The 10737-nt window shown below is 54.1% G+C and carries 9 protein-coding genes; 4 read left to right on the top strand and 5 right to left on the bottom strand.

The annotated features are described in order from the left end of the window. Positions 1-8 precede the first annotated feature (8 nt). On the top strand, positions 9-1697 hold the full coding sequence (flgK, locus tag Poly59_RS06815; protein WP_146533374.1) for a flagellar hook-associated protein FlgK: 1689 nt from the start codon (positions 9-11) through the stop codon (positions 1695-1697). Between the two features lie 27 nt (positions 1698-1724). On the opposite strand, the gene Poly59_RS06810 is transcribed toward flgK, so the two are convergent. The 5 genes from Poly59_RS06810 to Poly59_RS06790 form a co-directional block, all read right to left on the bottom strand. After that, positions 1725-2933: a GspE/PulE family protein gene (locus Poly59_RS06810; RefSeq protein ID WP_146533373.1), complete on the bottom strand. Its 1209-nt coding sequence runs from the start codon at positions 2931-2933 to the stop codon at positions 1725-1727. A 117-nt stretch (positions 2934-3050) separates the two neighbouring features. Continuing rightward, positions 3051-3569, bottom strand: coding sequence for a Spy/CpxP family protein refolding chaperone (locus Poly59_RS06805; RefSeq protein WP_186776071.1), 519 nt, complete (start codon positions 3567-3569; stop codon positions 3051-3053). 154 nt (positions 3570-3723) lie between these two features. Continuing rightward, entirely contained in the window at positions 3724-4476 is a 753-nt protein-coding gene (locus tag Poly59_RS06800) for an SDR family NAD(P)-dependent oxidoreductase (protein WP_146533371.1), read from the bottom strand. A gap of 16 nt (positions 4477-4492) precedes the next feature. Next, positions 4493-5317, bottom strand: a complete 825-nt coding sequence (locus Poly59_RS06795) for a biotin--[acetyl-CoA-carboxylase] ligase (protein ID WP_222436053.1) — start codon at positions 5315-5317, stop codon at positions 4493-4495. Between the two features lie 26 nt (positions 5318-5343). Beyond that, a complete protein-coding gene (locus tag Poly59_RS06790) occupies positions 5344-5550 on the bottom strand; it encodes a hypothetical protein (protein ID WP_146533369.1) in 207 nt (68 codons plus the stop codon). A 275-nt stretch (positions 5551-5825) separates the two neighbouring features. Between Poly59_RS06790 and Poly59_RS06785 the strand changes: the two genes are divergently transcribed. The 3 genes from Poly59_RS06785 to Poly59_RS06775 are packed head-to-tail and all read left to right on the top strand — an operon-like array spanning position 5826 to position 10610. After that, on the top strand, positions 5826-7739 hold the full coding sequence (locus Poly59_RS06785; RefSeq protein ID WP_246151450.1) for a cytochrome c family protein: 1914 nt from the start codon (positions 5826-5828) through the stop codon (positions 7737-7739). An 11-nt stretch (positions 7740-7750) separates the two neighbouring features. Next, positions 7751-9673, top strand: coding sequence for a hypothetical protein (locus tag Poly59_RS06780; protein ID WP_246151449.1), 1923 nt, complete (start codon positions 7751-7753; stop codon positions 9671-9673). A 34-nt stretch (positions 9674-9707) separates the two neighbouring features. Beyond that, positions 9708-10610 (top strand): ion transporter, encoded by a 903-nt coding sequence (locus Poly59_RS06775; RefSeq protein ID WP_146533367.1) that lies wholly within the window; start codon positions 9708-9710, stop codon positions 10608-10610. Positions 10611-10737 lie beyond the last annotated feature (127 nt).

Raw genomic sequence — 10737 nt, 5'->3', positions numbered from 1 at the left:
GAAACGCGATGAGTCTGTTCGGAACCATTCAGCAATCCGCCGGTGCTCTCAATGCGGCCCAGATTGGGTTGCAAGTGGTTGGCAACAACATTGCTAACGCGAACACGCCCGGCTACATCCGCCAGAATCTCGAACAAGTCGCGTCGGTTGCCGTTCGTGAAGGCGGGCTGATCAAGGGCACGGGAGTTCGGCCTACTGGTATTGTCCAGGTCATTGACCAACAGCTTGCCGAGCGAATGTTCAACGCAAAGACGGATCTAGCTGGTTCCGAGGCGCTGGACAAGGCGTATGGGCAACTCGAAGAATTGACCAACGACCTGAACAACGAGGGGCTCAATCAGCAGTTCACTCTGTTCAACAATGCCCTGCACGAGCTTTCGACTCAGCCAAATGACGGTTCGCTTCGCGACTTCGTTATTCTGCAAGCTGACACTCTGGCCAATAACATTAACCAGAGTCGCGATATGGCAATCGATCGTCGTGAGCTTTGGAACGGCGACTTAGACCAGATTGCAAATGACATCAATCGATTGACTGAAAGCATTGCAAAACTGAACCTTGAAATCGCAACGGTCGAAGGTGGGGGCGTGCTGCACAGTGACGCGACGGGACTCCGTGATCAACGTTATCGCGACCTCGAAGAGTTATCTGAATACGTCAACTTGAACTTTCAGGAACAAGAAAGTGGATCGATCGCGGTGTTTGTCGGTGGTGACTATTTGGTCAGCAACGGCAACTACCGCGAAGTCAAGTCAGCTTACAGTTCCGAGAAAGGTTCGAACGAAATTCGGATCGTTGAAACGGATTCACCGCTGCTTGCTACTCGCGGATTGTTGGGTGCAACTAACGAAGTGGTTGGAAGTGTTTTTGGCGATTACATCGACAGCATCGACGCGATGGCATCTTCGTTGATTCGATCTGTCAACGAGGTCCACTCGCAAGGTCAAGGGCGGCGCGGTTACGACAGTCTGTTGTCGACGGTCAAATCAAACACGGGCGTGCCACTTGTTGATGCGGACCTTGCATGGACCCCAAGCAATGGTACGTTCGACATGAGCATAGTGGACGAAAGCGGTGCAGTGATTAGCGATCACCGTATTAACGTTCGTATGCTCGGACAGGTGACCGATTCGACCGTCCAGTCGATTGTTGCCGATATCAACGCGATCGATGGTCTGACCGCTAATGTGACACGTGAAGGTCGTATCGAGATTCTGTCGGATTCGCCAACGGCTCAGTTTGTTTTTGGTGAAGACACCAGCGGATTCGTCGCGGCTGCTGGAATCAATACATTCTTTACAGGACGAAATGGTGGCGACATTGCGGTCAATTCAGTTCTGAAAGAGAACGCAGATTTTTTGGCGATCAGCGAGAATGGGATCTCCGAGGACACCAACACGTTGACCAACTTGATTGACCTGGTCGACAAGCCGCTTGATAACCTAGGCGGTCAGTCGGTTCGTCAAACGTACGAGCGTTCAGTGTCTGGACTGGGGCAGAAAATCAGCCTACAAGGAAGTTCGAGTGAGGGCCTGCGGAATTTCTACGCGACGCTTCAAAGCCAGCACTTGGCGATTACTGGCGTAAATATCGACGAAGAGTCGATCAAGATGATTAGCTACCAACGCGCGTTCCAAGCATCATCAAGAGTGATTTCGACGGCTGCCGAAATGCTTGACTTGCTGGTCAATCTGTAAGCTGTTCAAACTTGACTTTATTCAGCTTCATTTTGCAGGATTGGAACCCAGCACACGGTAGATTTCCGATTCGTCCGTGAATCCCGCTTCAACACATTGCTTTGCACGGCGGTGTAAATCGATGTATCCCGATTCGGATGCGACGCGGCGCATGACGCCCGTTGACGCGCCCTCGGTCAGTGCATCTGAGAGGGCTTCTCCAACCGGATCGGTGCCGTCGAATCGCACGCAGCTAGCGATCGCGATCTGACCTTGGTAACCGGTTCCTAGGCATGTTTGGCAATCCTCGGATTTGTGGTCGGGGCATCGCCTTCGCAGTAGTCGCTGGGTAAGGATCGCGCGCACACCGCTGCGGATCACAAAGTGCGGCACGCCGAGTTGCATCAATCGGCGCAGCGATGCCGCGACATCGGTGCCGTGAAGGGATGAAAAAATGAGGTGCCCGGTCAAGGACGCCTGCATCGCGGCTTCGGCCGTATCGGGGTCGCGAATTTCACTGACCAACAATACTTCGCTGTCCTGACGAACCGCGCTGCGGAGCGCTGATGCCAGGGTCATGCCGCCCGCCGGGTCCAGTTCACTTTGGCTAATATTGGGGATGATCGACTCGACCGGATCTTCGATCGTCACGACACTGCGCCGAGGAATCGCATCGGCGATATGACGAAGCATGGCGTACATCGTCGTTGTCTTTCCGCTGCCGGCGGGGCCCGACATCAAGACGGCCCCGTCGGTTTGGCTACAGAGCTGCTGGAGCGTTCGGGTTACCTCATCAGCGAGGCCGATTGCGTTCAACGAGTCATACGCATCGCTCTTCCGCAGTAGTCGAATGACAGCTCGCGGCCCGTGGATCGTGGGATAGATACCAAGCCGTATGGAGACATTGGCGTGCGGATGATCGGCACCTTCGAATCGAAGTCGGCCTTCCATCGGTTGCCCGCTGCGATAAGTCGGTAAGCCAGCCATCACCATCAAGCGTTTAACGGGGTCGCTTTCACCGCCACCAGGAATCGACTGGACTAAGGAGAGAACGCCGTCGATCCGAAACAGAAGGTCCCAGCCGTCGGGACGGGGTTGCAGGTGAACATCGGACGCGTCGCGCGATACGGCTAAGTCAATGACTCGCTGGATTACGTCGATGGCATAGTTGGGATCATGCGGATCGAGTTGGTTGGTCGCAAAGTCAGCCCCAACCGGCAGCAAATTGATCGAGTTTGCCGAATCAGAAGCGCGCATTGCTGAGACTCTTTGCTCAATGGAAAAAGTGGCGTCGTCATGTCGCCAAAAAAAAATGACGCGAACAACACCGGAGGTGCTCGCGTCATCACAAGATACTTTATTCTGTCGGTTGATTTAGGCAGCGTCTTTCTTCTTCTTGCCTTTTTCACCGGCTGGCTTGCCGGTTCGTAACATCGCTTTTGGCAGCCCTTCTTTTTGAGTGTCCGTCAGTAGCGCGACGACACTCTTTTGGAATGTGGTACGAGCTTCGTTCATCTTGGCGAATGCGGCGGACTGTTCAGCCGTTAGTCCTGCGGCTTCGTTCACGGCCTCGGCTGCTTCTTTACCTTTCTTGCCGGTTTCCCGAACGGACTTTTGAGCTTCCATGCGCTTCTTCATCAGCTCGGGCGTCAAACCAGCTTCTTCGCGGATGGTCTTCATCGAAGCATCTGCTGCCTTGCCTAATTCTTTAATTTTCGCAGTCTGAGCTTCTGTCAGGTTTACCGATTCAAGCTGCTTGATGATTTGCGCGGAAGCGGATGGGCCGCGATTTTGACCCTTCTTCTTCTTTTTGGCACCATCTGCGTCGTCGGCGATCGCTGGTGCTGCCAATACTGCTGCCATAACGATAGCGCCAAGCATTTTGAACTTCATTCTGAGTCTCTTTACATAGTGAGGCATGGAGATCGGGCACGTAAACAGCGTCCGTCTAGTCATTTTACTCTCTGTCTAACCCCAGAGACTAGCGAGTGTTGCGGATTTTCCCCCCAGAATTCTGTAACGGAGGCTAAGCTGCGTTGGCGACTTGTCAAAGTGTCTGGCCGCCATCGACGCTGAGGATCTGACCAGTGGCCATTTGGCTGTGGACGGCAAAGAAAAGTACTGCGTCGGCGATGTCGCTGGGCTGCGATGCTTTGGGAATTGGATAGTTTGTGACCATTTCGTTCAGATCCCAGTCGGGGTTCCCGTCGCGAATCCATCGGCTGTCGATTGGGCCTGGACATACTGAATTGACGCGAACTTCTGGCGCCAGGATCCGGGCGAATGACTTGGTCATCGTATTAAGCCCCCCTTTGGCCGCACAGTATCCGATCGACGATCCCATGCCGGTCAGCGCGGCGACCGAGCTGACGTTAACCACGGATCCGCCGTTTCCTTGACGCAGCATGTCCGCGGCGGCGCGAGTGACAAAGAACGGGCCTTTTAGATTAACGCCCAGCATTCGATCCCACATCGGTTCGGTTAGCCCTTCGAGGTCGTCGTGGGGGACGAAGTGCGTCATCGCAGCATTGTTGATCACGACGTCCAATCGGCCGAACTGGGTCTTGATCTGGTCCATCATCGCTCGGACGCAAACGTCATCGGCGACGTCGCACTGAACTGTGATGGCGGTAACGCCTTTCGCCGATGCTTCTTTGGCCGTCGCTTCGGCATCGTCCTGACTGCGAGAGTAGTTAACAACAACATCGTAACCTTGGTCAGCGAGTTGCAGGACGCAGGCTCGGCCGACTCCCGTTCCGCCACCGGTAACTAGTGCAACGGGGCGAGTCATATCGGGCATTGGTTTCTCTCTTAGGTTAACGCTGGGGCTTGGGCTGGATTCGAAGCAAGCTTGCTTCGCCAGAGATAATCGATCGGATGGTGTCGTTGGTTTCAACCCGTAGCGATCCTGTTGCGTCGACGCCTAGGCATCGGCCTTGATGAGTGATGCCATCGCTTGCAAACGAAATCATTTGTCCGGTCAATAGGCACCGCGATCGGAACTCGCGGATGATTTCAGATTCGTCCCCTTGGCGAAGTTCGTCGATCGTATCTAGCACTGCATTGACGATCGAAGGCATGCAGCGGTAGCGATGGACTTCGCGGTGGACCACCGACGAGATCGAGCGAGTGGGATTGGCATCGGGTTGTTGTGAAAGGTCAGGCGCTGAACCTACATTGATTCCCACACCGGCGATCACATGATTGGTCAGCACGTTAGCTTCTAGTAATATACCAGCGACCTTTCCGCCGCCGATCAAGACGTCGTTGGGCCACTTCAATGACGTTCGAATCGGAGCATAGTCAAACTCGATGGCTCGCGCGATACCGACTCCGACGGCCATCGAAAGCAATCGCGAGGGAGTGTCGTTCTGGAACTTCCAGTTTAGTAGCAACGAAAACGTCAACGAAGTTTCGTCGCTTTGCCAAGTTCGTCCGTGGCGACCGCGGCCTGCGGTTTGGCGATCGGCGATGTAGAGTCGCGGTATGGTAAGTTCGGGTAAGAGGCGGCGAGCGTCGGCAAGGGCGACGGAGTTGGTTGACTCGGTTTGGTCGGTATGCCAAACCGATCGGATTCGACCGTCCGCGATCATCTGATTTGCAGCGATTTTCCCGATCGGATCCGTGTTTCCCACGGTCACCAATTTTGTGTTTCTGTCTTCGCCGTTCAAATCATCGCCATCACTTGAAGCACTGCGGCACCAACCACGGCAATCAATAGCACGACGGCAACGAGACGCCATAGAGGCTTCGTTTCCGTATTGGTGAGTTTCGATTCGAAGTTGTCTTCGACAAAGGCGTCGTAGTCAAAGTCGTCATCGCCTGTGTCGTCTTCGTCGAACTCGTCTTCATCGTAGTCTTCATCGCTATTCATAGCTGAAGATGATAGTCGCACCGGCCATCAAAGGCAGGGGGACATCGTTCCGATACGCCGCACCAATGGCCGGCCAAAAGCATGTCGATTCGTCCATTGCGGTTTGTTCGCCGAAACCTAAATCGTCGTGAAACTGCAAATGTTAAGAAGTTCCGATTGCAAAGCCTGTTCTAAGTGTACGGTTAGATCCTGTCGCTCGGGTAGCAACGTGTCGATGGATGGACAGGGAAGGCCTTCGTCTTTCGGTTTCCTTGTTTTCGCCCACAGAAGACCTGATGCGATTTAGAATGATGACTCGATTGGCGACGATACTAGTCCTCGCATTGGCATGCTTTCCACCAGTGGTTGCCATCGGGGAAGACAATCTTTTGCTCGCCTCGCCCGGATCGGATGATCTGCTCGGCGGCGACGACTTGCTGGGTGGTGGCGATGATTTGCTGGGTGGTGATGACCCTTTGGGTGGCGGACCCGGGACGGACCCTGATCCGCTTGCTGGCCTGGGGGCTAAAGAACCAATCAAGAAGGCAGCGGACCCCAAGAAAGATCCGCACGAAGGACTTTGGACGGAAGACATCTATCCATCGGCCGAGTCTTGCCGAGCCTGCCATCCTGGGCAATACGATCAGTGGCGATCGAGTAGCCATGCGTATGCAAACGTTTCGCCCATGTTTCAGCGTTTCGAACAGGCGATGATCGACTACACCCGCGGAACCATAGGCTCGTTCTGTGTCCGCTGTCACTCGCCGGTTGGAACCCAATTAAAGGTTTCTCGCGCCGCAAGCATTTTGGAAGCACCAGCCGTCGTCCGTGAAGGCGTCACCTGCATCGCGTGCCATCGTATTCGCGAACACTATTGGCGCAGCAGCAACGGTGACCGACGAATCGAACCTGGTGACATCCACGCGCCCGTCGGTGGCGGAAGTCATGGTCATGGACTCGCAGACGCGGTTTCCCACGCAGAAGACCTGAAGCTGAAAACACACGCCGGACAGACCGGCCCCGGCCAAGACATCCATGCATCAAGTTACTTCTTTGAACCGCTGACCAATAGTGATGTGTGCGCGTCTTGTCACCAAGTCGCGGTCCATCCGGGCATCGCTTTGGAAGTGGTTCATTCGCAGTATCGTCACGGGCCAGCGGCGGCCAAAGGTATCTCTTGCCAAGACTGTCACATGGGAGCCGTTCCTGGCAAACCTGAGGGTTACGACTATGGACATGCCGCGATCCTAAGTGACAAGCCGTACGGTGAACCTCGCAAGCTATCCAATCACAACATGTGGGGCCCTGGATACTCAATCGCTCACCCAGGTATTTTCCCGCACAACCACAAAGCTAAAGCTTACTCACCACGCGAGTGGCTGCTTTTCGACTATGAAGCTGGATGGGGAACCGACGAATTTGAAAACAACTACGCGGCAGTACAGACGTTTCCTAAACCTTGGGACACCGTGGATGATCGCCGAGATGGCCGAAAAGTCATTGACGATAACCTAGCGAAGATCCAGGAAAAACGCGGCGCGGCGGTAATGACGATGGAAGCCGGATTGAAAGTCCAAGGGCCTCGCTTTCTTGACAATCCGCGTGCCGGGCGTCCGATGACGATCAGCTACCGAGTTAGCAACGTCAGCGAGGGGCACAACATGCCAACAGGCTCGCTCGGAGCACAACCACAGCTTTGGCTCAACGCAGTCTTGATCGATCCGGACGGAAAACGCGTGTGGGAAACCGGATATCTCGATCGCAATGCGGACTTAGCCGATATGCACTCCGTGGAAGTCGCAAAGCACCGAATTCCACGGGATAAAGACCTGTTCAACCTGCAGACCAAGTTCCTGATCAACAACGTTCGAGGCACTGATCGCGAAGCCGCATTGCCGCTGAACTTCAGTCTTGACCAACTCGTGTTCCTGCGTCCCGGTGCGGTGCCCGTCAGCGTGCTGAATCATCCACCGTTGATCCGAATGGAAGCGCACTCGATCGCGCCGCTTGGACATCGCGAACCAAAGTTCCATATCCCCGCTTCGGCGATGCAAAAACGGGGTGCTTATCGGTTGAGCGTTCGAATGCGGAATCGCACCGAACCCATGTATTTCATGCGGCAGATTGGTGCGACGCCTGACATGATTCGCCGCATGAATGAAAACATGATTGATACTTGCAGCAGCAGTCACACGTTTATTGTCAAGTGAAAACGCCAACCGTGAATAATCATCCTACAATCAACGAATTCGCCGCACGATCTGATTGTCGCCGTCGCTTCGTTTCGCGTTTGGCGACGTCTGGTTCAGGCCGCCCATTGTCGATCGCTTCACTAGTGTTTGCGATCACTTTTGGTGGCGTCAGCGGTGCGGCCGATGTCCATGGCGACGAACTGACAAAGCCGCGCCCGATTCGGATGCCGTTGGTTTCAGTTGAACCAGACAGCGTGGTCGTGTTGACCGAGACGCCGGTGAAACCGTTTCGAATGCCGGCGACTGATCCGACGGCGCCTAAACGTGAATTACAGTTCGATTCCGATGGGTTTTCGTTTTTGGTTTTTCCTGAATTAGTAACGCCGTCGAATGCGACTGCAAAAACTGAACCGGCCGAAACGGCGTACGATTTACTAGGGTTTGAGGCAAAGGTAAGGGCGAATCTGGTATCCGACGAGTCAAGGTCTGAGAGATCTGATTCCGCAAGTGATGGATCGTCGTCTGACTTGGATACTCCGGTGCGAATGGTCGCATCTGATTGTCTGCCAATCACGGCTTGCGTTGAATCACCTTTCTATAACGACTTCTCACCAACACCGGTGGTGCAGTCCTCATTGATCCATGACGGTGATCGCGAGCAATGGGTCTACGATGCTAAGCACGACGTGCCGACTCAACATCCGTGGGTTGAATGGGGGCGTATTTTCTATGGCGATGGAATCACGCCACGCGGTCGCAATTGGTTTGGGGAAACCAATTTGGCGAGACCCAAGTTTTACATGTATGGCGACTTCCGTACTGGCGTCGCCTCAGGGCGAAACGCCGCAGGTCGGACCGACAATTGGGCTAACCGATTGAATTTGGACATGGACTTGCAGATCACCGAATCAAGTCGGTTCCACTCATTCGTCGGTCCGATCGACAACAATGGTGCGTTCACCCGATTCGAACGAGTAGCAGGAGACTATCGGTTTCGTGACGAGATCGACTTTACGCCAGTCACCGCTTTCTTCGAAGGTGATATCGGGACCATGATTGGCGGTGCGACAGGCCAAACGTCCCCGTTCGAGTTGCCCGTTACCCTGGGATTAGTGCCCTTGTTATTCCAGAACGGCATCTGGATGGAAGACGCGGTTACGGGAGCAGCATTTGCGTTGCCTTCCCGTAACAACCGATACTTGAAGTGGTCCAATTACGACGCGACCTTCTTTGCCGTCTTTGATCAACTCAACAGTGCCGCCTTTGCCGGTGATGAACACGCTGCACAAGCCTTTGGCACGGCATGGTTTATCGAAGCTTACGGCGGATACATCGAAACAGGGTACGCCTACGTTCGTGACCGAAACAACGACGCACGTAGCTACCACAACGTGACCGCTAGTTTTACAAAGCGGTACTTTGATCGCATCAGCAATAGCATTCGAGTGATCGTTAATGCGGGGCAGGATTTGGCTAAGCAAGATCGGACTGCCGACGGTGCTTTGTTCCTATTTGAAAACAGTTGGATTACCGCGGCACCGCTGACGGTGGTTCCTTACGCGAACTTTTTCGTCGGATGGGATCGCCCTCAATCGGTTGCCCGCGCCGGTGGATCGGGCGGCATCCTGCGAAACACCGGGATCAATTTTGACACGGATGGGTTAAATGGGTTCGCAACACTGGATCCGACGGCCAGTGATACTGCGGGCGCCAGTTTGGGGGTCGATTTGATTGGCGACGATTTGAATCGTCAATTGCTGCTGGAAGTCAGTTATTTGACCCCGCACGGTGACAAAAACGCTGCGGTACCGGACGACCAGTTCGCCACGGGAACTCGGTATCAGTTTCCGATTTCGAATTGGAGTCTGCTGCGATTTGACATGATGTATGGTTGGCGTCGTGGTTTGGAAGACGTCTATGGCACGCGGATGGAGTATCGTTGGAAGTTCTAGTTCTTGAATCCGCGCCGATTTTGATTTTTCCGATATGAACAATCCCTCCACTTCTGGCTCCAATAAAACGGGGGCAGGCAATCCTAGTCGCGCCAGGCTTCGCCGTGATGTTCAGCGACCGGCAGAGCCAGGTTGGCGTCAGGAATGGCACGACATCATCTTCGAGGCCGACTCGCATGCCGGGCGTTGGTTTGACATCGCCTTGTTGATTGCGATTCTTGCCAGCATCACGCTGGTGGCGCTCGAAACGGTGCCCGAGTATGTCGCTTGGAAGCCGCGATTTGAGTTCTTTGAACAGATATTGGCCGCTCTGTTCACAGCCGAGTACATCATGCGATTGATGACGGTGCGGCGACCACTGAAGTATGCATTCAGTTTTTGGGGGATCATTGATCTACTAAGCTTCTTGCCAAGTTACATCATCCCATTAGTAGGTTCGTCGTCGTCGGCGTCGTTCGTGACGCTGCGGGCAATTCGATTGCTGCGTGTTTTCCGTGTGCTGAAGCTGTGGCGGATGATGGACGACGCAGACGAGTTGGCATCAGCGGTTTGGCGTGCGAGAAACAAGATCGTTGTTTTCTTGTCGGTCGTTCTCGTCGCGGTCACGATAAGCGGCACGCTGATGTATCACATTGAGCATGTCGAAGGAGCTGATGGTTTTACGTCAATTCCCCAAGCGATGTACTGGGCAATCGTGACGATGACCACTGTCGGATACGGTGACATTGTTCCTCACACGACGCTCGGCAAATTCATATCGGCCGCGTTGATTTTACTTGGATATAGTCTGATCATTGTGCCATCGACATTTGTTAGCGCTGAGATCATCCAACAGACTCATGCGCCTGACGAACCCCCTTGTCCGCATTGCGAAGTCTCGGGACAACGCTCCGACGCAACTTTCTGCTATCGATGCGGAGACAGATTGCACGTTTAGCGACAATTCATCAAGAACTGGTGTGTTGACGAGGCAAATGTCACAGCAGCATTCGCGCGAACATTAGTGGCAGCACTTAAAGTTAAGGGCTTTCCGCCAAGCATGTTCTGCATGGCGTTCGCTAAGG

Source organism: Rubripirellula reticaptiva (genome assembly GCF_007860175.1).
GTDB classification, from domain to species: Bacteria; Planctomycetota; Planctomycetia; order Pirellulales; family Pirellulaceae; genus Rubripirellula; species Rubripirellula reticaptiva.
Note: the sequence above shows the minus strand (reverse complement) of the source record. Positions and strands in the feature narration are given on the sequence as shown.